The 23,983-nt window shown below is 66.5% G+C and carries 22 protein-coding genes and 1 riboswitch; of the genes, 8 read left to right on the forward strand and 14 right to left on the reverse strand.

Annotation, left to right across the window (positions count from 1 at the left end):
• Positions 1-7 precede the first annotated feature (7 nt).
• The 3 genes from ACQR1I_RS12750 to ACQR1I_RS12760 are packed head-to-tail and all read right to left on the reverse strand — an operon-like array spanning position 8 to position 2,155.
• Complete coding sequence (locus ACQR1I_RS12750) at positions 8-739, reverse strand: amino acid ABC transporter ATP-binding protein (RefSeq protein WP_434864935.1); 732 nt, start codon at positions 737-739, stop codon at positions 8-10.
• A complete protein-coding gene (locus tag ACQR1I_RS12755) occupies positions 736-1,389 on the reverse strand; it encodes an amino acid ABC transporter permease (protein WP_434864936.1) in 654 nt (217 codons plus the stop codon). Before ACQR1I_RS12755 ends, ACQR1I_RS12750 begins: the two co-directional genes overlap by 4 nt.
• 7 nt (positions 1,390-1,396) lie before the next feature.
• A complete protein-coding gene (locus tag ACQR1I_RS12760; protein ID WP_434864937.1) occupies positions 1,397-2,155 on the reverse strand; it encodes an ABC transporter substrate-binding protein in 759 nt (252 codons plus the stop codon).
• 165 nt (positions 2,156-2,320) lie between these two features.
• On the opposite strand from ACQR1I_RS12760, the gene ACQR1I_RS12765 reads away from it, so the two are divergent.
• The gene (locus ACQR1I_RS12765) at positions 2,321-2,980 is read left to right on the forward strand and encodes a helix-turn-helix domain-containing protein (RefSeq protein ID WP_434864938.1); all 660 of its coding nucleotides are present in this window, start codon (positions 2,321-2,323) and stop codon (positions 2,978-2,980) included.
• Positions 2,981-3,047: 67 nt separating this feature from the next.
• Here ACQR1I_RS12765 and ACQR1I_RS12770 read toward each other — a convergent pair whose 3' ends face one another.
• The 4 genes from ACQR1I_RS12770 to ACQR1I_RS12785 form a co-directional block, all read right to left on the reverse strand.
• Positions 3,048-3,725 (reverse strand): ATP-dependent Clp protease proteolytic subunit, encoded by a 678-nt coding sequence (locus ACQR1I_RS12770; RefSeq protein WP_434864939.1) that lies wholly within the window; start codon positions 3,723-3,725, stop codon positions 3,048-3,050.
• Positions 3,726-3,769: 44 nt separating this feature from the next.
• Positions 3,770-4,345 carry a hypothetical protein gene (locus ACQR1I_RS12775; RefSeq protein ID WP_434864940.1) on the reverse strand — a complete coding sequence of 192 codons (576 nt, stop codon included), beginning with the start codon at positions 4,343-4,345 and terminating at the stop codon, positions 3,770-3,772.
• Between the two features lie 157 nt (positions 4,346-4,502).
• A complete protein-coding gene (locus ACQR1I_RS12780; RefSeq protein WP_434864941.1) occupies positions 4,503-6,161 on the reverse strand; it encodes a copper resistance D family protein in 1,659 nt (552 codons plus the stop codon).
• Positions 6,162-6,167: 6 nt separating this feature from the next.
• A complete protein-coding gene (locus ACQR1I_RS12785; protein WP_434864942.1) occupies positions 6,168-6,533 on the reverse strand; it encodes a copper resistance CopC family protein in 366 nt (121 codons plus the stop codon).
• 310 nt (positions 6,534-6,843) lie between these two features.
• Here ACQR1I_RS12785 and ilvD point away from each other — a divergent pair, with 310 nt between their 5' ends.
• The gene (gene ilvD, locus ACQR1I_RS12790) at positions 6,844-8,682 is read left to right on the forward strand and encodes a dihydroxy-acid dehydratase (RefSeq protein ID WP_434864943.1); all 1,839 of its coding nucleotides are present in this window, start codon (positions 6,844-6,846) and stop codon (positions 8,680-8,682) included.
• Positions 8,683-9,160: 478 nt separating this feature from the next.
• Here ilvD and ACQR1I_RS12795 read toward each other — a convergent pair whose 3' ends face one another.
• Complete coding sequence (locus tag ACQR1I_RS12795) at positions 9,161-10,072, reverse strand: amino acid ABC transporter substrate-binding protein (protein ID WP_434864944.1); 912 nt, start codon at positions 10,070-10,072, stop codon at positions 9,161-9,163.
• A gap of 182 nt (positions 10,073-10,254) precedes the next feature.
• Between ACQR1I_RS12795 and ACQR1I_RS12800 the strand changes: the two genes are divergently transcribed.
• Positions 10,255-11,958, forward strand: a complete 1,704-nt coding sequence (locus ACQR1I_RS12800) for a caspase family protein (RefSeq protein ID WP_434864945.1) — start codon at positions 10,255-10,257, stop codon at positions 11,956-11,958.
• 42 nt (positions 11,959-12,000) lie between these two features.
• On the opposite strand, the gene ACQR1I_RS12805 is transcribed toward ACQR1I_RS12800, so the two are convergent.
• On the reverse strand, positions 12,001-12,639 hold the full coding sequence (locus ACQR1I_RS12805; RefSeq protein ID WP_434864946.1) for a DUF6778 family protein: 639 nt from the start codon (positions 12,637-12,639) through the stop codon (positions 12,001-12,003).
• A gap of 344 nt (positions 12,640-12,983) precedes the next feature.
• Here ACQR1I_RS12805 and ACQR1I_RS12810 point away from each other — a divergent pair, with 344 nt between their 5' ends.
• From ACQR1I_RS12810 to ACQR1I_RS12820, 3 genes are all read left to right on the forward strand, one after another.
• The gene (locus tag ACQR1I_RS12810) at positions 12,984-13,271 is read left to right on the forward strand and encodes a DUF3303 domain-containing protein (protein ID WP_434864947.1); all 288 of its coding nucleotides are present in this window, start codon (positions 12,984-12,986) and stop codon (positions 13,269-13,271) included.
• A 14-nt stretch (positions 13,272-13,285) separates the two neighbouring features.
• Complete coding sequence (locus ACQR1I_RS12815) at positions 13,286-13,678, forward strand: hypothetical protein (RefSeq protein ID WP_434864948.1); 393 nt, start codon at positions 13,286-13,288, stop codon at positions 13,676-13,678.
• Between the two features lie 126 nt (positions 13,679-13,804).
• On the forward strand, positions 13,805-14,812 hold the full coding sequence (locus ACQR1I_RS12820; RefSeq protein ID WP_434864949.1) for a hypothetical protein: 1,008 nt from the start codon (positions 13,805-13,807) through the stop codon (positions 14,810-14,812).
• Between the two features lie 193 nt (positions 14,813-15,005).
• Here the strand turns inward: ACQR1I_RS12820 and ACQR1I_RS12825 are convergent, their stop codons facing one another.
• The 5 genes from ACQR1I_RS12825 to alaS form a co-directional block, all read right to left on the reverse strand.
• A complete protein-coding gene (locus tag ACQR1I_RS12825; RefSeq protein ID WP_434864950.1) occupies positions 15,006-16,205 on the reverse strand; it encodes an adenylate/guanylate cyclase domain-containing protein in 1,200 nt (399 codons plus the stop codon).
• Between the two features lie 146 nt (positions 16,206-16,351).
• Positions 16,352-16,522 (reverse strand): type II toxin-antitoxin system RelE/ParE family toxin, encoded by a 171-nt coding sequence (locus ACQR1I_RS12830; protein ID WP_434864951.1) that lies wholly within the window; start codon positions 16,520-16,522, stop codon positions 16,352-16,354.
• Positions 16,523-16,711: 189 nt separating this feature from the next.
• Positions 16,712-16,846 (reverse strand): hypothetical protein, encoded by a 135-nt coding sequence (locus tag ACQR1I_RS12835; RefSeq protein WP_434864952.1) that lies wholly within the window; start codon positions 16,844-16,846, stop codon positions 16,712-16,714.
• A gap of 1,202 nt (positions 16,847-18,048) precedes the next feature.
• On the reverse strand, positions 18,049-19,278 hold the full coding sequence (locus ACQR1I_RS12840; RefSeq protein WP_434864953.1) for a cyclic nucleotide-gated ion channel: 1,230 nt from the start codon (positions 19,276-19,278) through the stop codon (positions 18,049-18,051).
• A gap of 2 nt (positions 19,279-19,280) precedes the next feature.
• Positions 19,281-21,956 carry an alanine--tRNA ligase gene (alaS, locus tag ACQR1I_RS12845; protein WP_434864954.1) on the reverse strand — a complete coding sequence of 892 codons (2,676 nt, stop codon included), beginning with the start codon at positions 21,954-21,956 and terminating at the stop codon, positions 19,281-19,283.
• A 182-nt stretch (positions 21,957-22,138) separates the two neighbouring features.
• A riboswitch (glycine riboswitch) is annotated at positions 22,139-22,250 on the forward strand.
• A 142-nt stretch (positions 22,251-22,392) separates the two neighbouring features.
• On the opposite strand from alaS, the gene gcvT reads away from it, so the two are divergent.
• Positions 22,393-23,541 carry a glycine cleavage system aminomethyltransferase GcvT gene (gene gcvT, locus ACQR1I_RS12850; RefSeq protein WP_434864955.1) on the forward strand — a complete coding sequence of 383 codons (1,149 nt, stop codon included), beginning with the start codon at positions 22,393-22,395 and terminating at the stop codon, positions 23,539-23,541.
• Between the two features lie 26 nt (positions 23,542-23,567).
• The gene (gene gcvH / locus ACQR1I_RS12855; protein ID WP_434864956.1) at positions 23,568-23,933 is read left to right on the forward strand and encodes a glycine cleavage system protein GcvH; all 366 of its coding nucleotides are present in this window, start codon (positions 23,568-23,570) and stop codon (positions 23,931-23,933) included.
• Positions 23,934-23,983 lie beyond the last annotated feature (50 nt).

Genomic DNA, 23,983 nt, shown 5'->3' on the forward strand with positions numbered 1-23,983 from the left:
GCTTGCATCACAGCGGATGCAGCACGCGGCGCAGGAAATCCTGCGTGCGCGGGTGCTGCGGTTGATTGAGAATGGCCTTTGCGGGTCCCTGCTCGACGATGACGCCGCCATCGATGAACAGCACGCGGTCGGCGACCTCGCGGGCAAAGCCGATCTCGTGGGTGACGACGACCATCGTCATGCCGTCATCGGCAAGCTTGCGCATCACGCCGAGCACGTCGCCGACCAGCTCGGGATCGAGCGCCGAGGTCGGCTCGTCGAACAGGATTGCCTTGGGCTGCATCGCGAGTGCGCGTGCGATGGCGACGCGCTGCTGCTGGCCGCCGGAGAGCTGCGGTGGATGCACGTCGGCCTTGTCGGAAAGCCCGACCTGGGCGAGCAGCGTGCGGCCACGCTCCAGCGCCGCGGCGCGCGGCTCCCTCTTCACGTAGAGCGGACCTTCGACGACATTGTCGAGCGCGGTGCGATGCGGAAACAGGTTGAAGCGTTGGAACACCATCGAGACCTGGGTGCGGATCGCCACGATCGACGGCGCATCGCGGTCGACGCGCAGGCCCTCGACGCTGATCGTGCCACGATCGTAGCTCTCCAGCCCGTTGATACAGCGCAGGATCGTCGACTTGCCGGAGCCGGAGGGACCGATGATGCAGACCACCTCGCCCTTCTCGACCGACGCCGTGATGCCCTTGAGCACCTCGACCTTGCCAAAACTCTTGTGGACGTCCGACAGCTCGATCATCGCTTGGCCGCCCGCTTCTCGAAGTGACGGACCAGCAGGATCAGCGGCACGCTCATGGTGAGATACATCAGCGCCACGAGCGTGAAGACGCTGGAGTTCTTGAAGGTCGAGGACGCGATCAGCTTGCCCTGCAGCGCCAGCTCGGCGACTGTGATGGTCGAGGCCTGCGAGGAATCCTTCAGCATCATGATCATGACGTTGCCGTAGGGCGGCAGCACGATGCGCACCGCCTGCGGCAGCACCACGCGGCGCATCGTCATCCACCAGCCCATGCCGATCGACTGCGCCGCCTCGATCTGGCCCTTGTCGATCGCCTCGATCCCGGCGCGGAAGTTCTCCGCCTGATAGGCCGAATAAGCGATGCCGAGCCCGAGAATGGCGGCCTGCAGCGCCGACAAGGTGACGCCGAGATCGGGCATCACGAAGTAGAGATAGAACAGCAGCACGATGATCGGAATGCCGCGGATCACGTTGATCAGGCCGGCGCTCGTGCTCGACAGGGCGCGGATGCCGGAGACCCGCATCATCGCCCAGACCAGCCCGAGCACGGTCGACAGCAGCAGTGATCCCAAGGTGACGACGATCGTCAGCACCACGCCGTTGAGCAGGATCGGAAAGAACTCGACGGCGTCGTGCCAGAACCGATTCATTGTCGGGTCAGCCCTTCAGGCCCCATTTGTCGAGGATCTTGTCGACGGTGCCGTTCGCCTTCAGCTTGGCCAGCGAAGCGTTGATCTTGCCGAGCAGTTCGGCCTCGCCCTTGCGCACGCCGATGCCGACCGAGCCGACGGTGACGGGCTTGTAGCTGCTGACGAGCCGTGCCTCCGGGAAGCTGCCCTGCTTGAGATTGTAGGCCAGGATCGGATAGTCGGCGAAGCCGGCCTTGAGGCGACCCGTGTTCACGTCGCGCAGGATGTCGGGAATGGTGTCGTAGGCCTTCACGTCCGAGAACAGGCCGGACTTCTTCAGCGCATCGACGAAGGCGGTGCCGACCTGGGCGCCGACCACCTCGCCCTTGAGATCCTCCTGCGAGGCATAGGCCTTGGTGTCGGTCTTGGGTACGATCAGGCCTTCGCCATAGGTGTAGATCGGATCGGAGAAATCGACCACCTCCTTGCGCGGCGGGGTGATGAACATCGCCGCCGCGATGATGTCGATCTTGCTCGACGTCAACGACGGGATCAGCGTCGAGAACTGCATCGGCTCGATCTGGACGTTGAAGCCGGCGTCCTTGCCGACCTCGGTGATGAGATCGACCATCACGCCCTGGATCTGGTTGGTCTTGGTATCGAGGAAGGTGAAGGGAATGCCGGTCGGGGTCGAGCCGACCTTGAGCACCTGCTGCGCCGAGGCCGGCGCGACGGTGGCCAGCGCGAGCGCCGCCACCGCGGCCTGGACAAAACGCTTCAACGACATCGCATCCCCCTGTTGGATTCGAGCTCTCGCGGCGCGTCCCGTCAGTCGCGATGGCAGCCGTTGCAGGCCGCGCCGTTTCAGCCTATTTTCACCAATATGAAAATTTGGACATACTTTGGCGGATGATGCAAGCGGTTTTCATGCACATGAAGGAAGCGGTCTGACGTGAGCGGCGGCAAGACATTGCGCAAACCGGGCGCTTCCAGGCCTGGAGGAAAAGGCAAGGCGCCGTCCCGGTCGGTCGCCAAGGCGGCCGAGCCGCCGGTGGATGTCGCGGTCGGCGGTCGCATCCGTGATCTCAGGCGCATCAGGCGATTGTCACTCGAAACCGTCTCGGCCAGGACGTCGCTGTCGATCGGCTTTCTCAGCCAGATCGAACGCGGCCTCTCCTCACCGTCGCTGCGCGTGGTGGCGACGCTTGCCGACGTGCTCGGCGTCGGCATCGCGGCGCTGTTCGGCTCCAGCCCGGGCGGCGACGCCGCCTCGGACTCGGTGGTGACGCGCGCGCCGCAGCGTCCAGAGCTGAAGCTCTGGCGCACCGGCATTTCCAAGCAGCTGCTCAGCTCCGCCGGTGGCGACAACAAGCTCAATCTGTTCCTGGTGCATCTCGAGCCCGGCGGCTCGACCGGCGACGAGCTGTACACGCATGACGGCGAGGAAGCCGGTCTCGTGCTCGAAGGCGAGATGATGCTGACGGTGGATGCCGAGACCTGGTCGCTCAAGCAAGGCGACAGCTTCCGCTTCGCCAGCCGCCGCCCGCACCGCTTCTCCAATCCATCCGGCGACGCCAAGGCCGTCGTGCTCTGGGTGAACTGCGTGACGTGAGTGCCCTCACGCCGCGCGATCATCCCAGCAGCATCAGCCCGACCAAGCACGCGACCGGATGCGGCGGCTATCGACCCGATGCGCGCACGAGACCATCGACGATGCCGGAGCCCTCATCGACGAGTTGCTGAGCGCTCATCCATACATCCCGCCCCGCGATCTTCTTCCGCAAGCCGGCAAGCCAGACCACACTGACGCCGCGAAGGCCCATGTCGTGACGGAACATCTCGTCGGTGACCTTGGTCTTGACGAGCGTCGACAACACCGCTTCCTCGGCGGCGCCTACCTCCCGGCGCTTCAGCTCATCACGCGCATTGCTGTTCAGGCTGGCCTCGTGAAACATGAAATTGGCTTCGGGGTCAGCCATGCGCCTGGCGCCGGCGAGGAAGATCGGCACACACATCGAGGCGCAGACCCCTGCTCTTTCGACGAGCGTGTCGACCGTTCGATCGCGTCCGCGGATCACGGCGACGACGTCGCGGCCATGCTGGATCGAGCCGCCCGGCGAATTCAGCAGCAGCACCAGCCGGCGCGGGTCGGCCCGGTAGCGATCCAGCGCCGCGCCGACGCGCTCGCTCATCGGCGGCTCCACCGGCCCGCTCCAGCCGAGCACGATGCGGTCAGGCTCTTCCTTGACCGACAGGATCTGCCGGGACGCGACGTCGCCCGAGCCGGACGGCAATTGAAAGTAGCCCCAGAACAGCAGGACGCCGCAGATGATGCCGAGCAATTTCAACAGGGGCACGGTGGCCTACACAATCCAAGCAGGAGTGAACCTGCACCGCGTTGTCAGGAATTGACCGTCTTCCAGAAAGTGAGCGCCGCAGCTGCTGTCATCAGGGCCAGGAGGACCGTCCCGAAGACGAACGTCAGCGTCCGGTTCCAGAGCTTCGTTTCCACCGCGTAGTGGATCGAGACCGCCGCGCGATCCGCCGTCGAGCGCACCGGCACGATCGCCTCCCCGCCGCCGCCCGCGAACAGCATGAAGAAGTCGACCTTGATCGGCTCTCGATCAGGCTGGGCAACGGAGACGATCGTGGCGGTGCAGTTGGTGATCACGAAGTTCGTTCGCTTGCACCTTCCCTCCGTCGCCCGCAAATCGTAAGCTGGTTGCCACGTGCCGGCCAGGTGCCGATCGCGCCGGAGATCCGGGCCGTAGCTCGTGAGAAATCCATAGAGCATCGCGACACAGACCAGTGTGGCAATGGCCCAGCGGATCGGACCGCCCTTGACTGGAGGGTCCTCGGTCGCGACGTCGGTTCTTGCAGTATCGGTCCTTGCAGTATCCGGTCTTACAGTGGCCATCCCGGCACCGAACGTCTGCGCCGAGGCGCCAACACCGGACTGGCGTTTGCCGAACGTCATTGTGGTCTCTCCTGACACCAACGCGTTCGCTACCTAAGGGTGAAACTTATAAGAACTCTCTAAAGCCCGTCGACGAATTATCTCGATATTGATACATCGCGAGCACACGCAAGAATTGCACCTGATCGGCACGCCTCGCGACCTCGGCGCGCGCACCTCACGCCTCGCGATAATCCAGCAGGATCATCCCGACCAGGACGAAGGCCACCGGCCAGACCCAGGCCGCCGCGCGGCTGATGCGGCCGTCCATGCGCAGCTCGAGCCAGCGCGCCCAGCCGGCGGTGATGCCGCACAACGCCAGCGGCGTGTGGCTCATCTCGATCAGAAGCTGGTCCTTGATGTTGGCGATCGCGTGCGAATGCGTCATCAGCAGCGCGCCGCCGGCGGCGACCGTCAGCGGGAACACCAGCGCCGCGCGCCCTGCTTGTTGCCCGCGCAGACGCACCCGCCACTCGAACAGGCCGAACAGGATGATCAGCACCACGAACATCCGGTGCTGCGCCACTTCGGGATCGCGCCACGAGGCCCAGAAGCCGATCGGGCCGAGCGGCCAGGCCATCTCGTCGGCGCGCAGGAACAGGAACGCCGCCATCACCAGGAACAGCAGCGGCCAGTGCCGCGCGAAGCCGCCCCAGGAGAAGCGCTCGATCAGCGCGAGCACGCCGATCAGCACGACGAAGATGCCGGCCCAATGGTGGTTGTATTCCGACCAGGCGATATCAGCGGCGCTACGCGGCAGGATCACGCCCTCGCCCGGCACATAGGCCGGCGGCGCGGTCACGCGCTGCGCATCGGCGGCGTCGATCTTCGCCTGCAGCTGCGAGACCGTGAGCTGGTCGACGGAGGGGCTGGTCAGCCGCGGCCATTGCGGCGCGGCGCGTTCCACGATCTCGTGCCAGCTCAGCCGGTCCTGGCGGAGATCGATGCCGGGCGGCAGCGAGGTCAGCGATCCCGCGGTGAGCAGCACCGTGAGCCCGATGCCGAGCTCGACCTCGACGAAGCGCTTCATCCGCGACAGCGGCGCGGCCGGATCGCGACGGCGCAGCCGCTCCACGGCAAAATAGTTGCCGGCGCCGAGCGCGAGCAGCATCACGAGCATCGCCACCTTGGCCGAGGTCATCACGCCATAGGCGGTGCCATAGACGGCCTCGAACGAGCCGAGATAGACGACCGCCATCACCGTGCCGCCCGCGACGATCGCCGCGACCGAGGCCATCGACATCAGCGAATAGCGCCGGCCGATCTTGCGCTGGTCGTCAGCGGTCTTGCAGCCGTTCAGCGCGATCAGGAAATACGGCAGGCCGCCGATCCACACGCCGGCGCCGAGCATATGCAGGAAGTCGGCTGCCAGCAGCGGCCAGCGCAGCTCGAGCCGGCTCGCGGCATGCGTGAGATTGAGCTGGATCGTCAGCGCCAGGCCGGCGAGTGCGACCAGTGCCGCGACGCGCCAGGTCGTCCACGCGCCGGTGCGGGCCAGCAGCGCGATGCCGAGCGCGCAAGCGGCGACCAAGAGGCCCGCGCGCGCGAAGTCCGCGCCGGCGGCCTCACGCAGCGGCAGGTCGAGCGTGCCGGTCAGCGCGGCCATGTTGACGGCGAGCGCGGCGATGATGGCCGCGACCCAGGCGATCGCGCTGCGGCGCAGGACCAGCTGGCTACGCTTCCCGACCACGATGGCGTCGGCGGACAGCTCGCCCTGCAGCGGACGCAGCAGCAGCAGCTGAAACGCCAAGCCGCCGATGGTGAAGGACTGCGCAAGCAGGGTGAGCCCGCGCAGCACCACCGAGAGGTAGCCGAAAATGTCGAGGAACAGCGCCATGTCCGCTCAACGCACGTTGAACGGGATGTCGCCGCGGGTGATGTGGCCGTCGACGCTGAGCACCTGCCATTGCAGGTGCCACGTTCCGGGACCGAGCGCCTGGGCCTGTGCATCGAGCTCATCCGACGGCGCATCCCCAGCCGGGCTCAACGCCTGCTCGGCGCCGTCAGGCGCGCGCAGCTTGAGGCGCGAACGGGCATGATCGATGCGGCTGTTGAAGCGCAGCCGGATCGCGGTGGCCTGCTGGTCGATGGTGGCGCCCGCGGCGGGCTGCGACGAGACGATGACGGCATGGGCGGAGGCGACGCCGGGAACGAGGGCGAGCAGAAGCGCGACGAACGGCGGCAGCGGGCGAACGAAACGAGACAGCATGGGTTCAATCAGTCAGGGCTGACGAGGCACGGCATCGTGCGGGAGAGCTGCGTCCGAAAAGAACGGCTCCGTTCTAATCTACGGCGCGTCGGCGTTCCACACGTAGCCACAACCGCGTGAGCGGAGCTGTGGACAGCGTCCGGAGGCAAGCGCCGGCCCTGCCCGCCCGGCATCCCCGTGCGGCGAAATTTAGGGTCGAAACCTCAACCACTTCGCTGTATGCCTCGCCGCGTCATTGCCGCCCGTTCGGGGGCGCCTGCCCGCCCGGACCAACATTGCCGTTCTCTGAGGAACGCCCGAGGAACCCGTCATGCCCGCCTATCGCTCCCGCACCTCCACCCATGGCCGCAACATGGCCGGCGCCCGCGGCCTGTGGCGCGCCACCGGCATGACCAACGAGGATTTCGGCAAGCCGATCATCGCCGTGGTCAACTCCTTCACCCAGTTCGTACCCGGCCATGTGCATCTCAAGGACCTCGGCCAGCTGGTCGCGCGCGAGATCGAGAAGGCCGGCGGCGTCGCCAAGGAAATGAACACGATCGCCGTCGACGACGGCATCGCGATGGGCCATGACGGCATGCTCTACAGCCTGCCGTCGCGCGAACTGATCGCCGACAGCGTCGAATACATGGTCAACGCGCATTGCGCCGACGCGATGGTCTGCATCTCCAACTGCGACAAGATCACCCCGGGCATGCTGATGGCCGCGATGCGCCTCAACATCCCCGCGGTATTCGTCTCGGGCGGCCCGATGGAGGCCGGCAAGGTCAATCTCGAGGGCAAGCTGCGCAAGGTCGACCTGATCGACGCGATGATCGTGGCCGCCGACGATAAGGTCTCGGACGCCGATGTCGAGGTGATGGAACGCTCGGCCTGCCCGACCTGCGGCTCGTGCTCGGGCATGTTCACGGCCAACTCGATGAACTGCCTGACCGAGGCGCTCGGCCTGTCGCTGCCCGGCAACGGCTCGGTGCTGGCGACGCATGCCGACCGCCGCGGCCTGTTCGTGGAAGCCGGTCACCTCGTGGTCGACATCGCCCGCCGCTACTACGAGCAGAACGATGCCTCGGTGCTTCCGCGCAACATCGCCAACTTCAAGGCGTTCGAGAACGCGATGAGCCTGGACATCGCGATGGGCGGCTCGACCAACACCGTGCTGCATCTGCTCGCCGCCGCGCATGAGGGCGAGATCCCCTTCACCATGACCGACATCGATCGTCTGTCGCGCAAGGTGCCCTGCCTGTGCAAGGTCGCGCCGGCCGTGGCCGACGTGCACATGGAAGACGTGCATCGCGCCGGCGGCGTGTTCGCCATCCTCGGCGAACTGGCCCGCGCCGGTCTCGTCCACACCGAATTGCCGAGCGTGCATTCGGCCTCGCTGGGTGCTGCGCTGGAGCGCTGGGACATCCGCCGCACGGCGAGCGAGAGCGTCAAGAACTTCTACATGGCCGCGCCCGGCGGCGTGCCGACGCAGGTGGCGTTCAGCCAGGACCGCCGCTACCAGGAGCTCGACCTCGACCGCGAAAAAGGTTGCATCCGCGACATCGACCACGCCTACTCCAAGGACGGTGGCCTCGCGGTGCTGACCGGCAACATCGCCGTCGACGGCTGCATCGTGAAGACCGCCGGCGTCGACGCCTCGATCCTGAAATTCGCAGGTCCCGCGCGCGTGATGGAGAGCCAGGACGCCGCGGTCGAAGCGATCCTCACCAACAAGATCAAGGCCGGCGACATCGTCGTCATCATCTATGAAGGCCCGCGCGGCGGCCCCGGCATGCAGGAGATGCTGTATCCGACCAGCTATCTGAAGTCGAAGGGCCTGGGCAAAGCCTGCGCGCTGATCACCGACGGCCGCTTCTCCGGCGGCACCTCGGGCCTCTCCATCGGCCACGTCTCGCCGGAGGCCGCCGAGGGTGGCCTGATCGGCCTGGTGCAGGAAGGCGACCGCATCGAGATCGACATCCCCAACCGCACCATTCATCTCGCGGTGTCCGACGCCGAACTCGCCCAGCGCCGCGCGGCGATGGAGGCGAAGGGCGACCACGCCTGGAAGCCGAAGACCCGCGCCCGCAAGGTCTCGACCGCGCTGAAGGCCTACGCGGCGTTCGCCAGCAGCGCCGCCAAGGGCGCGGTGCGGATTCTGAAGTAGTTCAGGCGAGCGAAAGGCGCGAAAGTCGTGCCGCTCGCTCGGTGCTCCTCGCCCCGCTTTCGGCGGGGCGATCGCATTTGACAATCGGAGTGTTGCACCCGCCTGTCTCAACATCGTCATGGCCGGGCTTGTCCCGGCCATCCACGTCGTTCAGCGCGCTGAGAGCGGCGTGGATGCCCGGGACAAGCCCGGCCATGACGGAGTAACTAACTGCCAGGATTGTTGGTTGCGAGTGCCCGATCCTCATGGTGAGGAGCGCCGCGCCACCGGTGCGGCCACCGCGGACAATCGGAGTGGCGGCGCGTTCAGGCGATGCATTCGCATCGCCTTGAGAACCATGAGGCCCCCGCTCGGGCCTCGCCCTTCGAGACGCCCGCCTTCGGCGGGCTCCTCAGGGTTGGGGGTGGAAGTCGCGCCGCACTGCATCCGATGCTGAGGACCAAGCGTCAGGCGAAATCCACAAGCGACATTCTCGCCCTCAATACGCCTTCGGATCCCCGCTGTCGTTCGGCTGCGCGAACGCCTTCTGCAGCACGGGCGCCATCGGGAAGTTGAAGTTCACGCCCTTCGGCGGCACCGGGGTCATGAACCACTTCGCGTAGAGCGTTGATATCTCCGGGCTGGTGTAGAGCTTGGCGGTGGCGCGGTCGACCACGGCCTTGAAGGCGGGATCGTCCTTGCGCAGCATGATGCCGTAGGGCTCGGGCAACGAGAACTGGTCCGGCGAGATCGCGAAGTCCGACGGCGTCTTCGCGCTTGCGACGAGACCCGCCAGCAGGATGTCATCCATCACATAAGCGTCGGCGCGGCCGTTCTCGACCATCAGGAAGCCCTCGGCATTGTCCTTGGCGGCGACGACGTTGAGGCCGAGCTGCCGGGCCGTGTTGGCCTCGTAGAGCTGCTTGATGTTGGTCGTGCCCGAGGTCGAGGCCACCGTCTTGCCCTTGAGATCATCGATGGTCTTGAGCCCGCTCGCGGCCTTGGCGACAAAGCGGCTGGCGGTGAGGAAGTAGGAGTGGGAGAACGACACCAACCGCTGACGCTCGATGTTGTTGGTCGTCGAGGCGCATTCGAGGTCGATGGTGCCGTTGGTCATCAGCGGGATGCGCGTCGCCGACGACACCGGCGTCAGCTTGACCTCGAGCTTATCGAGCTTAAGCGTCGCCTTGATCTCGTCGACGATCTTGTTGCAGATGTCGAGCGCGAAGCCGAGCGGCTTCTGGTTGTCGTCGATGTAGGAGAACGGCAGCGAGGTTTCGCGATAGCCGATGGTGACGGCGCCGGTTTCCTTGATCTTCTGCAGGGTGCCGGTCAGCTCCTCGGCGAACGCCGGCGACGCCAGCATGGTTGCGACCAGGGCGGCGTACGCGACGAGACGTGTGCTTGTCATTCGTTTCTCTTCTGAGGTGATGCGAGTTGGCTCAGCAAAGCAAGGACCGCGCCAGCGATCGGCGCCATCCGCGATGATCAAACCATGCCTTCGGGTTCCCGTCATCCCGCCCGCTCATCGCGCCGACCTTGCTTCGCCGTGATCGCCGGATAGTCTGAAGCTCCAGCGACTCTGGGGTTGTCATGGCGGCATTTCGTTACCTATGCATTGTCCTCGTTCTCATCAGCGCCGGCAGCACCGCCGCGTGGGCCGACAAGCGCGTCGCGCTGATCATCGGCAACTCCACCTACAAGACCGTCGCCCGGCTATCGAACCCGGCCAATGATGCGAAGCTCGTCGGCGACATGTTCCGCAGCGCCGGCTTCGAGCGCGTCGACGTCAAATTGGATCTCGGCGTCCAGGAGATGCGCAGGACACTGCGCGAGTTCGGTGCGCGGGCGCGCGAGGCCGAGGTCGCGGTGATCTACTATGCCGGCCATGGCATCGAGCTCGATGGCGTCAACTATCTGATCCCGACCGACGCCTCGCTGGAGGCCGACAGCGACGTGCTCGACGAAGCGATCGCTCTGGAGCGGGTGCTGTTCGCGATCGAACCGGCCAGGCAGTTGCGCCTCGTCGTGCTCGACGCCTGCCGCGACAATCCGTTCGCCAAGACGATGAAGCGCAGCGTCGCCTCGCGCAGCATCGGCCGCGGCCTCGCCAAGGTCGAGCCGCAGAGTCCGAACACGATGATCGCGTTCTCGGCCAAGGCCGGCTCGACCGCCGCCGATGGCGATGCCAGCAACAGCCCGTTCGCGACGGCGCTGGTGACGCATCTGCCGAAGCCCGGCCTCGATCTGCGCCGCGCCTTCGGCTTCGTCCGCGACGACGTGCTGAAGGCGACGGGCTATCGCCAGGAGCCCTATGTCTACGGCTCGCTCGGCGGCAACGACGTCGCGTTGGTGCCGGCGGCACCGGCGGCCACCGCCGCGATGGACCCGGACGCGGCGATGCGACGTGACTACGAGCTGGCCGAGCGCATTGGCAGCCAGGCCGCTTTCGACGCCTTCCTCGAGAAATATCCCGGTGGTTTCTATGCAGCGCTCGCCAAGGCGCAGCGTGCCAAGCTCTCGTCCGCAGGGACGGCCGCGAAGGGCGCAGAGCCGGCGCGCGACAAGCCGGTCGATGTCGCACGCGCCCCCGAGCCTTCGGCAACCGAGGTCACGCGCAGCCCACCCGAGCCGGCGCAGCGTGCGGACAAGCCGTCGGACCCGACGGTGGTGGCAGCGTTGCCGTCGCCCGCCGAGAAGCCCGCGGCAGCCGCACCTCCGCCGGATCTGCCGCGCCTGCTCGCCGGCGAGCTGCGCCGGGTCGGCTGCGGCACCGCCGACAATGCCGGCAGCTGGGACGGCAATGCGCGGCGAGCGCTGGAGCGCTTCAACCAGCAGGCGGGCACCACGTTCGACATCAAGGTTGCCAGCGTCGATGCCCTCGACGCCGTGAAGGCCAGGACGAGCCGCGTCTGCCCGCTGGTCTGCGGCAAGGGGCAGCGCGCCGAAGGCGAGAGCTGCGTCACCGTCAGCTGTCCCGCCGGCCAGATCCGCGACGACGAGGGCGACTGCGTCCGGCGCAAGGACGAGCCGGTCGCCAGGAAGCCGGAGGAGCCGACGCGGCGCGAGGAGCCGGCGCGCAAGAAGGAGCCGGCGGTGGCGATGCGCTCCGAGCCGGAGACCAAGCGCGCCAGCGGCGGCGGCCGCTGCACCAGCATCAGCCAGCGCTGCGCCATCCAGATCGGCGGCCGCTGCGATGCCGCCACCGGCAAGTGGGAATACGGCCGCAACGGCGCCGGCGGCGACACGATGTCGTTCAACAACTGCCTCAGCCGGATGATGGCCGGAGGACGGTGAGCCGCGACGCGGCGAACTGCCCAACAGCGGCCCTTGCAGCGTTCAGGTGCGCATCAACCAGTTGCGGTAGGTTTGCCCGTAGCTTGTGATCAGCTTGCCCTCCGGGGTCTGGTCCGACGCCTGATCGACCGCCGCTTGGATCGCCGTCCCGAGGATGCCGTTGCCGACTGGCACGAAGGTGTTGAGCTTGGGGTTTGACAAGAGCACCCGCCCGGTCTGTGCATCGACCAGATTAGCATCCGCCTGCATGTTCGGATGGCCGCCAACGATCACGCGCTGAGCGACCGACGGGATTGCGAACTGCTTCACGACAATCTCCAGCCGCACCGGCCGCCCGCCGTTGAGCTGTCCAGCCATCGCCTTTTCGACGCCCGACTTGATTTGGGGGCCGAGCTGGGCGCGCATGAACTCCTTGCATTCCTCGCTCTTCGTATCCCCAGCGAACTGGTCGTCGGTCTGCAGCTTCGCCCGCCGATAAGCGCGCTCGCCATCGTCCCAGACGATAACGGAATCGGGCGCGAAGCTGACGGTGACCGCGGTCAGCCGCATGGCGGCGACATCGGTCTGCGACAGCGAATTCTCGACCGTGACGCATCCCGGCAGCGTCATGAGCAGCAGTCCAACGACCGCCAGACGTCCCCAAGCCAGCAGCGCGCCGGCACCACCTCTGCAATTCGTCATCGTAACGCCCCTACTGCAACTCTTGATTGTAGTTCGAGGGTCACGCCCCCCGTGCCCATCCCTGGCGGACTAACATGGAACCGTAAACCGCGCGAGCAGCGCAGCCGGCTCATGAGCCGAAAGCCGAGCGCCTGTGCCGTGCATGCCTCATCGGCAGCATCACCACGGGCCAGGAGCGCCCCTTGCGGCGCGTAGCGAACCATGGCGCCGCGGCCGGCTGTCTGGATCAGGCGCCCCCGGGCGATCGTTCTCTCGGGCATCACCCGGCCGTGCCACGCGCCGGTCCTGGCACGCAGATCGAATCCAGCCCAGAATGCGCGCGAGCCGAGACAAGGGAGGCGCGCATGCTGTTCATGGTGATCGAACGTTTCAAGGACCGCGATCCGATCCCGGTCTACCGCCGCGTGCGCGACCCCGGCATCACGTTTCCCGACGGCCTGAAATATCTCGGCAGCTGGATCGAACCGAATTTCGACCGCTGCTTCCAGCTGATGGAATGCGACGACGCCCGCCTGCTGCAGCAATGGATCCTCGCCAACGCCCGCGACACCGGCATGACGTTCGAGATCGTGCCCGTCGTCAGCAGCGCCGAGACCCGCGAGGTGGTGGCGCCGTTTCTGGATCAGAGCTGAGCCGCGGACGGACGATGCTCGACATCCTGACGCAGATGATCGCGGTGTGCCTCGTCTCCTATGCGATCGCGGTGTTGATGCCATCGTGGCGCGCGCTGCTGGCGGCAACGCTGCTGCTCGCGCTGGCGACGATGATCGGCGGCCTGCGTGAATGGTGGACGCCTGAGCAAGGCGGCTGCAGCCGCGCCTGTACGCTGAAAGATCTACTCGACATCCCGATGCTGCCGTTCGCAAGGGCGGGCTTCATTGCCGGAGCCCTTGTTCGAGCCCTCACGTTCCTGCCGCCGGCTCGCGGCCTGTCGTCACGGGCCATCATCATGACCTGCATCGCCGGGGGCGCCGTCGCGCTCGCCATCATCTTGTTCGCGCCGGGCCTCGTCTACTGGCGGCCGCTGCGAATCCTCTAGGACGAAGACGGCGTCGCTGATTGCCGGGGTGAGCAGCGATGGCCTACACTGCGTCTCGTGCGAACGTCAGACGCCGAGGCGGTCTCGCCGTATACGGTCGGCTCGCAAAGACGAAAGGCTGATGTCGTGGACTGGTTCGAACGACTGACGGGCTTCAAGGAGCTGGACTACGCCTCGACGCGCGCCAGGCTGGCCTGCAAAGACGGACGGCTGACATCTCTGGTCAATGGAAAGAGCTACCAGGCTGGACGGCTGGAGCTGCCGAAATTGTCGGAGCTCCGGACCAGGGTCCAAGGCACGGCGTGCAGAACCGGGCGGCTTCGCGTGAATCTGGTCAGCGGCGATGTCCGGACGCTCCATCTGGTGCCGGAATTCGCCGGGGCGCTGTTCCAGGTCGCCTCGCAGTTCAACCTGCTGGAGATGATGGGCCCCCACGCGACGCCGGAAGACGGCGTGACGATCTACCAGCACGATCCGACGCAGGGGCCAGCCTGCGCGATCGCCGCCGGCGCCGCGACGATCTACCGGAACTACTTTGCCCCGGTCGGCGACCAATCGGGCCAGACCCGCGACCGTCAGCTCGACGCGCTCGCGGATGTCAGGGCGTCGCTGACACCTCGCCTGCCCCGCGGCGGCGAATTGTGGGCGATGACGAACGGCTATGCGCTGTGCACGCGCACCGGACTCGACACCATCACGTCCATCCTCGACGCCAGCGATGGCGATGAAATCGACGCATTGCGCGGACAGCTTCGGATCGGCCTGCATTTCGATGTCGAATTGACCGACGCGGAAGAGCCGAGACCGACGGTGTCGCAGGCCTTCTGCTCCGCGCTCCCCGTGGCCTACTGCTCGCCCGCGCCCCGATATTGGGAAACGTTCGCTCGCCTCATCCTGGAGGCCACCTACGAGGCAACGATCTGGGCAGCCGTGCTCAACGCCGTCAGCGGCTCGAACATCGTCCTGCTCACCAGCGTCGGCGGCGGTGCATTCGGCAATGAGGACGCCTGGATCGAGCACGCGCTACGCCGCGCGCTGTTGCTGGCGTCCAGCTTCGATCTCGACGTCAGGCTCGTCAGCTATGATCGCCCGACCGAGACCTTCCTGCGGCTTCAGCGGGAGTTCGTCCGCTGAGCAAGACGGCGCGCATGGATTTGCTCATCGCGTTCGTTCAACTGTAGGGTGGGCAAAGGCGCAGCCGTGCTCATTCCACGATCGCGATCGTCATGGCGCCGTGCCCACCATCTATCCGATTGCTCTGCGCGCAACGGCGGGCACGCTGCCGCCTGACGGCGGCCGCTTTGCCCACCCTACAACAATCTCCGCGCTACCCCTCGAACGAGAACAGCTCGATCGGATCGCTGAAACCGCGCACCGGAAACTCGCCGACGCGCTCGAGTGCGAATTCGCCTTCGAGATGCTCGCAGAAGGCGCGCGACAGCAGCACGTTGCGGCCGACCTGCTTGGTCAGTGCTTCCATGCGCGAGGCCATGTTGACCGCCGGGCCGATGACCGTGAAGTCGAGCCGGCTGAGCGAGCCGATATTGCCGTACATGACGTCGCCGAGATGCACGCCGATGCCGTAGTTGAGCGGCGCGCGGCCGGCCTTGGCGTTGCGCCCGTTCAATTCCGCCATCGCCTTGCGCGCATCGCTCACCGCATACAGCAGCTTGGCGCAGGCCTGCGGCTGGCTGAGCGGAAAGATCGCGAGCAGGCCGTCGCCGATGAACTTCAGGATCTCGCCGCCATGCCGGGTGATCGGCTCGACCATCGCGTCGAAATAGCCGTTGAGCAGATCGATGACGTCGTCGCGCGGCCAGCTGTCGGAGATCCGGGTGAAATCCCGGAGATCGCAGATCATGATGGCGGCGCGCACGGTGGTGCCGCTGCCGCGCCGCGTGGCGCCGGCCAGGATCATCTCGCCGGCATGCGGCCCGACATAGGTTTCGAGCAATGTACGCGCCAGACGGTTCTTGATCCGGATCTCGCTTACCAGCGCCAGCACCGGCATGAGCCGCAGCAGCGCGTCGATCTGCGCCGGCTCGAACCCGCCGCGCCGGTCGGTCGCGAAGGTCACGATGTGGCGCTTGCCGAGCGTGTGGTACATCGGCCAGGCGACGTAGTCGGTGAGGCCCTGCGCCCGCATCTCGTCATAGATCGCGTGCTGGCGGCCGAGCTTGGGATCGCGGGCCAGGTTCTCGCGGATCTCGTCGGCGCCATCTTGGATTTCGCTGGCCGGGCTGCCGACGAATTCCGACCGCTCCCGCACGTCGTAGTCGACGCGGGCGATCTCGGCTCCCTCCATGCCCTCGCTCCACAGGATGCGGGCACCGAGCCATTGCGGGTGATTGATCTGCACATGCAGCGTGGCCCGCTTGACCGGAACGCCGGCCTGCCGCAGGCGAATGCACATCTGAGCAAAGATGTCATCGATGAAGCGCTGGTCGCGGGTGCCGTTGGTGAGCCAGTCCACGACGTCGGCGGCAAGGTGCTGGCCGGGGACCGGATGGGCGTCGGCTGCGGTCATGGGGGTCTCCTCGGCATCCTGAGCGTGACGATCCCCGGAGATGTCGTGTCGCAGTGCGAAAGAGTCAATCGACGTCATGTCACACCTGTCCGAATGGGCAGGCCCGAGAGCAGCCGGACGGATGCCGGGCTAGGTTCCCGACTGCATCAATCGAACAGGCTGGATCTGATCTGGCGCGCGTGGTGCAACACGCCGCGGATCTCCACCACGTCAACCGACACCGTGTAGTAGACGACGTGCGCCTGGAAGCGAAACCGTCGGAGCCCTCGACGGAAATCCTCGGCGGATTGGCCGATGGCAGGAAAATCTGAGAGCAATTCGAAAGTTCGGATCAGTCCGGACGCATAGGCTTCCGCCTGATAGGCTCCAAATGACTCTCAGTGTATTCATAGATTTGCGCGAGCTGACTTCGCGCACGGATGCTGAGGCGGTAGCTACCCACGGCGCGCCGCGGCGCGCTGCCGGGAGGCCGCAATGATGTCTTCAGCGGTCTCGTCGGTGAACGTCTAGCAATCCGGATGCGCGAAAAACTCTTTGACGCGCGCGATCTGCTCTTCTCGCGTCAACGCATTCCATTCTGCGAGTTCCGCCGCGCTGGGCGGTAAAGCCGAGGGGTGCGCGTAGGTCTTCGTTTCGGACATCAATTTTTCCAAGGACACGGCGCATCAAAGCGACCGATTGAAAGCATAGCATTCGTCAGCGGATTTTGCGAGGCCGGTTCTGCAATCCATGGTGCGCCGTGACATCGTCGGGCGACGGTCCTGCCCCCTTTGTCCTGATTTGCCCGACGAGCGGCAGGGCGTGCTCGGACGGGATAGGAGGCTGTATCGACCGATCTGAATTGGATGCGACTGAAATCTGAATTCAACAATGCGCCCAACGACATCGCTCATTTCAAGAGCCCGACGCAAAAATAAATTACTTCCGAAAATCAGCATTCCATGCCTTACTGCCTGCGTTCCGGTCCGGATGAGGGGCGTACGCGTCGTCACGAAACGTTGGGCCGGCAATGCGGTGGACGTGAGGGCATCAGCGCGCCGGATGGTGCGGACGAATGATGGTCTCGCGGACGTGAAGTCGCGTGGTCCTGACACCCCGAAGCTGGTGTCCCGCGATGGCGTGCGTCACGCGCGTCGTCGCCACGGTGGCCAACAAGCCCGGTGCACCGAGGAGATCGCGTATAAGCGTTAAAACCGCCGCGCAGGGAATGCCGGATGAACCGGCTTTGCCTGTGGTACCTGCCGCCTGCATTTTGTTCGCAGGCGGGCCATGGGTGAGGCCCTCACCCGGCATTCCCTGCGCCCTCATCATTTGTCGAGGGCGGACTAACAGCAGACCTCGGGCACGACGCGCCGCGAGATTGCGAATTCATGTCCGTGCTGTTTGAGAATGTGAAATCGACCGCCAGCAATGCTGCCGTAGGGTCGGCAAAGGCGCGCCTCCGCTGGCGCGACGATCCCAACGCCATCGCGCGCCGTGCCCGCCGTGGCTGCCGAGCAAACGGATGCACGGTGGGCACCCGACCGCCTTGCGGGCGTCCGCTTTGTCCACTCTACAGAGACTACAAACTCCGCCGTCGTCCCGGACAAGCCACGACGCGCACCAGCGCGGCGCGGCGCCGATCCGGGACCCATACGCCGCAGCAGTCGTGATGGGCAAAAAGCCGATGACCAGCCGGCCCTCAAACCTCTCCCTGGGGGTATGGATCCCGGCGTGCGCCGGGATGACAGCGGGGGTTGTTGCGCGAGAAGCCGGTCTCACCCGGCGCCGCGTGCGCAATTGCGCACGAACACAATGCTGTTCAGGGGAGCATAGCAGCCGTATCCGAACGGCTTGCCGCCCCCTACCCGCCGGGCTGGTCGTCGTGCTCGGCCTGGGACAGTTCGGCGAGGGCGAGGTCGCCGGAGTCCGCCATGCGGGCCTTGGCGATGGTGGTGACATGCGCGGCGAGCGCGGGCATGCGGGTGATCAATGCGTGGAAATCCTGGGCGTCGAGCACCAGCAGCCGCGTCTTGCGCGTGGCCTTGACGGTGCCGGAGCGCTTGGTCCGGTGCAGCAGCGCGATCTCACCGAAGAAGGTGCCGTCGGCGAGCCGCACGCATTGCGTCGGCAGCTCGATCTCGACCTCGCCCGCGGTGATGAAATACATCGACGAGGCGACGTCGCCGCGACGCACGAGAATTTCGCCCGCCTCGACGGTGCGTGCGCGCAACAGACGCATGATGTCGGCGATCTCCGAGGCCGAAAGATGCGAGAACAGCGGCACCCGCGCCAGCATGCCCCAGGTCACGACGAAGTCGCGCCGCTTCACCTCGTCGGCAAAGGCGTTGGAGATGATGGCGACCGGCAGCGCGATCATCGCGAGGCCGCCGACGATGGTGAACACCGAGATCGCCTTGCCGAGCGCCGTCACCGGCACCACGTCGCCATAGCCGACGGTGCCCAGCGTCACGATCGCCCACCACATCGCATCGGGAATGGTGCCGAACTTCTCGGGCTGCACGTCGCGTTCGACGGCGTAGAGCAGCGAGGCGAACAGCAGCACGGCGCCGGCGAGGATCACGAGGCAGCCGACCAAAGTGCGGCGCTCGGCCTGAATCGCCGCGAGCAGCGAGCGCATCGCCGGCGAATAGCGCACCAGCTTGAAGAACGGCAGCACCGCGAGCATCGCCAGCATCGCATGATCGCCGAACAACAGCACCAGCGCGGCCGGCAGGAAGGCCAGGAGATCGATGACCCCGAGCGCCGACAAGGCGTAGTCGAGCCGGTCGCGCAGCGCCGAGACGTGGCGCGGCGTGTGGCCGGCGACGCTCCAGAGCCGGGCAACATATTCGAAGCCGAACACCAGCACGGCCATGACCTTCACCGCGGTGAAGGTCGGCCCGAAGCGGGCATCGAGATGCGGCACCGAGGCGAGGATCGTCGCCAGTACGTCGGCGAAGATCACGATGACGATCATGCGCACGAAGCGCGAGCCGACCGAGAGCGGCAGATGATCGTGCTCGAGCAGCTCGTAGAGCCGGTCCCGCAGATCGGGGTCGCGAACGCTCTCGCCGGGCCCGAGCGGCGGCACGATCAGCCGGCCTTGCTGATCGCGCTCTCGATCGCGGCCAGCGCAGCCTCCGCCTTGGCACCATCGGGGCCGCCGGCCTGGGCCATGTCGGGACGGCCGCCGCCGCCCTTGCCGCCGAGCGCCTCGGACGCCGCGCGGACCAGCTCGACCGCGTTGAAGCGCGCGGTGAGATCGGCGGTGACGCCGACCACGACGCCTGCCTTGCCGTCCTCGGCCCGGCCGACGATGGCAACGATGCCGGAACCGAGCTGCTTCTTGGCCTCATCGACGAGGCTCTTGAGATCCTTCACCTCGACGCCATCGACCGCGCGGGCCATCAGCTTGACGCCGTTGACCTCGCGCACGCCGGAGCTGGCGCCGCCGGCTGCAGCGCCGCCGCCCATCGCGAGCTTCTTGCGCGCGTCAGACAGTTCGCGCTCGAGCTTCTTGCGCTCCTCCATCAGCGCGGTGATGCGCGCCGGCACCTCGTCAACGGTGGTGCGCAGCTCGGCCGCGGCGGCCTTGGCGAGCGAAAGATTGTGGTTGGCATGCGCGCGGGCGCCGCGCGCCGTCAGCGCCTCGATGCGGCGGACGCCCGACGCAACCGCGCTCTCGGACGTCACCGCGATCAGGCCGATGTCACCGGTACGCTTGACGTGCGTGCCGCCACACAGCTCGACCGACCAGCCCATCGCGTTGTTGCCGTGGTCGCGGGCGACGTTGCCCATCGAGACGACGCGGACCTCGTCGCCATATTTCTCGCCGAACAGCGCGCGGGCGCCGGCCTCGCGGGCGTCGTCGAGTCCCATCAGCCGGGTCGTGACCTCGGCATTCTCCAGCACGACGTCGTTGGCGATGTCCTCGACGCGGGCAAGCTCCTCCGGCGAAATCGGCTTCGGATGGACGAAGTCGAAGCGCAGGCGGTCGGGCGAGACCAGCGAGCCGCGCTGGGCGATGTGGTCGCCGAGCACCTGGCGCAGCGCCTCGTGCAGGATGTGGGTGGCGGAGTGATTGGCGCGGATCGCCGAGCGACGGCCGTGATCGACGTCGAGCTGCAGCGCCGTGCCGAGCTTGAGCGTGCCCTGCTCCACCGTGCCGATATGCACGAACAGGTCGCCGGCCTTCTTCTGGGTGTCGGTGATGCGGACGCGGACGCCGTCGCCGGTCATCACGCCGGTGTCGCCGACCTGGCCGCCGGACTCGCCGTAGAACGGCGTCTGGTTGAGCACGATGACGCCGCTCTCGCCGGCCTTGAGGCTGTTGACTTCGGCGCCGTCCTTGACCAGCGCGGTGACCGCTCCCTCCGCCGTCTCGGTGTCGTAGCCGAGGAACTCGGTGGCGCCGAGCTTCTCGCGCAGCGGGAACCAGACCGTCTCGGTGGCCGCCTCGCCCGAACCTGCCCAGGCGGCGCGCGCCTTCGCCTTCTGACGCTCCATGGCGTCGGTGAAGGACGCCTGGTCGACGCTGATGCCGCGCGACTTCAGCGCGTCCTGCGTGAGATCGAGCGGGAAGCCGTAGGTGTCATACAGCGTGAAGGCGACGTCGCCGTCGAACATGTCGCCCTTCGTGAGCGTCGACGACTTCTCGTCGAGGATCGCGAGGCCACGCTCCAGCGTCTTGCGGAAGCGCGTCTCCTCCAGCCGCAGCGTCTCCTTGATCAGCGACTCGGCGCGGATCAGCTCGGGATAGGCCTGGCCCATCTCGCGGGAGAGCGTGCCGACCAGCTTGTGCATCAAGGGCTCGCGGGCGCCGAGCAGCTGGGCGTGGCGCATCGCGCGGCGCATGATCCGGCGCAGCACATAGCCGCGGCCTTCGTTGGACGGCAGCACGCCGTCGGAGATCAGGAACGACGAGGCGCGCAGGTGGTCGGCGATGACGCGCAAGCTCGCCTTCTGCGGGCCCTGCGGGTCGGCATTGGTGAGGTCGGCGATGGCGCGGATCAGCGCGACGAACAGGTCGATGTCGTAATTGTCGTGCTTGCCCTGCAGCACCGCGGCGACGCGCTCGAGGCCCGCGCCGGTGTCGATCGAGGGCTTCGGCAAGGGATTGCGCACCCCGCCCTCGAGCTGCTCATACTGCATGAACACGAGGTTCCAGATCTCGATGAAGCGGTCACCATCCTGCTCCGGCGATCCCGGAGGGCCGCCCCAGATCTTGTCGCCGTGGTCGTAGAAGATCTCCGAGCACGGGCCGCACGGGCCGGTGTCGCCCATCTGCCAGAAATTGTCCGAGCCGGCGATGCGGATGATGCGCGATTCTGGCAGGCCGGCGATCTTCTTCCACAGCCCGAACGCCTCGTCGTCGTCGATGTAGACGGTCGCGGTCAGCTTGTCCTTCGGGAGGCCGAACTCCTTGGTGACCAGCTTCCAGGCGAGCTCGATGGCGTTCTCCTTGAAGTAGTCGCCGAAGGAGAAGTTGCCGAGCATCTCGAAGAAGGTGTGGTGCCGGGCGGTATAGCCGACATTGTCGAGGTCGTTGTGCTTGCCGCCGGCGCGGACGCATTTCTGCGACGTGGTGGCGCGGTTGTACGGCCGCTTCTCGACGCCGGTGAAGACGTTCTTGAACTGCACCATGCCGGCGTTCGTGAACATCAAAGTCGGGTCGTTGCGCGGCACGAGCGGCGAGGACGGCACGATCTCGTGGCCGTTCGCAGCGAAGAAATTGAGGAAGGTCGACCTGATCTCGTTGACGCCGCTCATAGCAATCCAATCGCGCAAAGTCCGGGAATTCGGCGGCAATGCTTTTAGACAAGGGACTATCGCGTGTCCAGAAACTGTGCAGAAACATCATGGGGTTGCTGCACGGCTCCTAAAGCTGGTTGAAAGCCATGGTGACGCGTTGACAGCTCCCGCGAGCTGGTGTTTGGTCGGCCGCACTGACGACAGTCGCGTCGGGAGAGATCGGCTCTTTGAAGTTCTGGTTGAACATCAAGGGCCGGCGCCGAAGGAGCAACCGCCCCGGAAACTCTCAGGCAAAAGGACCCTCGCGACTTCAACTGCATCTGGAAAGAGACGCTGGCCGGGCCTGATCCCGGGAGGCGTCCGCCGACGGGATAATACTCTCAGGCACAGCGACAGATGGGGCTTCGGTGGTGTTTTTCGGGACTGGTCCCGAGGAACCGCGCGAGGACCCCTGATGGCTGAACCGGCTGCCCCCCACTCTTTGAAGCGAACCCCGCTGCACGCGCTGCATGTCAGCCTCGGCGGCAAGATGGTGCCGTTCGCGGGCTATGAGATGCCCGTGCAATACGCGCCCGGCGTGCTCAAGGAGCACCTCCATACCCGCAGCCACGCCGGGCTGTTCGACGTCTCGCACATGGGCCAGGTCGCGCTGGTGCCGAAATCCGGCAACGTGGCCGACGCGGCCGCCGCGCTGGAGCGGCTGGTGCCGCAAGACATCATCGGCATTCCGGCCGGCCGCCAGCGCTACGCCCAGTTCACCAATGCTGACGGCGGCATTCTCGACGACCTGATGGTGGCGAATTTCGGCGAGCACCTGGTGCTGGTCGTCAACGCCGCCTGCAAGGAAGCGGACATCGCGCTGTTGCGCGACGGATTGTCCGACGTCTGCGAGGTGCAGCCGCTGGCTGACCGGGCGCTGCTCGCCCTGCAGGGACCGAAGGCGGCGAGCGTGCTGGCGAAATTCTGTGCAGAGGCCGAGACGATGCGGTTCATGGACGCAGGTCCGCGCAGCGTCGACGGTCTCGCCTGCTACGTCTCGCGCTCGGGCTACACCGGCGAGGACGGCTACGAGATCTCGGTGCCGGCCGACAAGGCCGAGCAGCTCGCCGAGGCGCTGCTGTCCGACAAGGACGTGCTGCCGATCGGGCTCGGCGCCCGCGACAGCCTGCGGCTCGAGGCCGGGCTCTGCCTGTACGGCCATGACATCGACACGACCACCACGCCGGTCGAGGCCGCGCTGGAATGGTCGGTGCAGAAGGTTCGCCGCAACGGCGGCGCGCGCGCCGGCGGTTTTCCGGGGGCAGCCAAGATCCTGGCACAGTTCGAGGGTGGCGCGGCCCGCCGCCGCGTCGGCCTGAGGCCGGAGGGCCGCGCGCCGGTGCGCGAGGGCGCGACGCTGTTCTCGACCGCCGATTCGACCGAGCCGGTCGGCAAGGTGACGTCCGGCGGCTTCGGCCCGACGCTGAACGCCCCCGTCGCGATGGGCTATGTGCCGACCGCCCTCTCCGTGCCCGACACGCAACTGTTCGCTGATGTGCGCGGCCAGCGGCTGCCGGTGCGGGTCGCCGCCACGCCTTTCGTCCCCAACACCTACAAACGTTGACCCCTTAGAAGCGCTGAAGGACGTCCATGACCACGCTGTACACCTCAGACCATGAATGGCTCAGCATCGATGGCGACGTCGCCACCATCGGGATCACCGATTATGCCCAGGCCCAGCTCGGCGACGTCGTGTTCGTCGAGCTGCCGCAGGTCGGCCGCGCGCTGAAGAAGACGGAAGCCGCCGCCGTGGTCGAATCGGTGAAGGCCGCCTCCGACGTCTACGCGCCGATCACCGGCCAGGTGGTCGAGGTCAACCAGGCCATCGTCGACGAGCCGGCGCTGGTCAACACCGACGCCAATGGCAAGGCCTGGTTCTTCAAGCTGAAGATCGCCGACAAAGCCGAGCTCGGCGGCCTGATGGATGAGGCTGCCTACAAGGCGCACACGGCGTGATGAGTTCGCGGGTCACCACACCCGCCGTCATGCCCCGCGCAGGCGGGGCA

This window comes from Bradyrhizobium sp. HKCCYLS2038 (genome assembly GCF_051167655.1).
Classification (GTDB): Bacteria; Pseudomonadota; Alphaproteobacteria; order Rhizobiales; family Xanthobacteraceae; genus Bradyrhizobium.